The organism is Clostridium sp. CTA-5 (genome assembly GCF_054768135.1).
In genome coordinates, this window is sequence record NZ_BAAAAT010000033.1 from 1 (window position 1) to 566 (window position 566).

The 566-nt window shown below is 39.9% G+C and carries 2 tRNA genes and 1 rRNA gene; all 3 read right to left on the reverse strand.

Annotated elements, in window-relative coordinates:
* Positions 1–147: 147 nt before the first annotated feature.
* Positions 148–224 (reverse strand) — tRNA-Ile (locus tag ACYUET_RS19010).
* Between the two features lie 3 nt (positions 225–227).
* Positions 228–303: transfer RNA gene (locus ACYUET_RS19015), tRNA-Ala, on the reverse strand.
* 136 nt (positions 304–439) lie between these two features.
* Positions 440–566 (reverse strand): 16S ribosomal RNA (locus ACYUET_RS19020); the annotation flags it as partial.

The following is a 566-nucleotide window of genomic DNA, read 5'->3' on the forward strand; positions in this document are numbered from 1 at the left end:
TGCCAAGGCATTCACCATGCGCCCTTTGTAGCTTGACCTATTTATCTAATTATTAACAATTAATGAATAGTTCTTATAAATACAAAGAATATATTCTTGGCTTGTTGTATTATATACAATTTAATATGTGCAATTTTCAAAGAACATTGGTGGGCTTAAATGGACTCGAACCATCGACCTCACGCTTATCAGGCGTGCGCTCTAACCAGCTGAGCTATAAGCCCTAATGGTGGAGATAAAGAGATTCGAACTCTTGACCCCCTGCGTGCAAGGCAGGTGCTCTCCCAACTGAGCTATACCCCCATAGTAATTTTGAGGAAAATCCCTCAAAATTGAACAGAACTAATTAATACTTAAGTTAACTTTAATTACTTYTAAGTAAGACTTTTAAAAAATATTATTACTAGTTAAACGTCRTGTTAACTAGATTTCTCCATAGAAAGGAGGTGATCCAGCCGCAGGTTCTCCTACGGCTACCTTGTTACGACTTCACCCCAATCGCTGACCCTACCTTAGGTCGCTGCCTCCCTTACGGGTTAGCTCACGAACTTTGGGTATTGCCAACT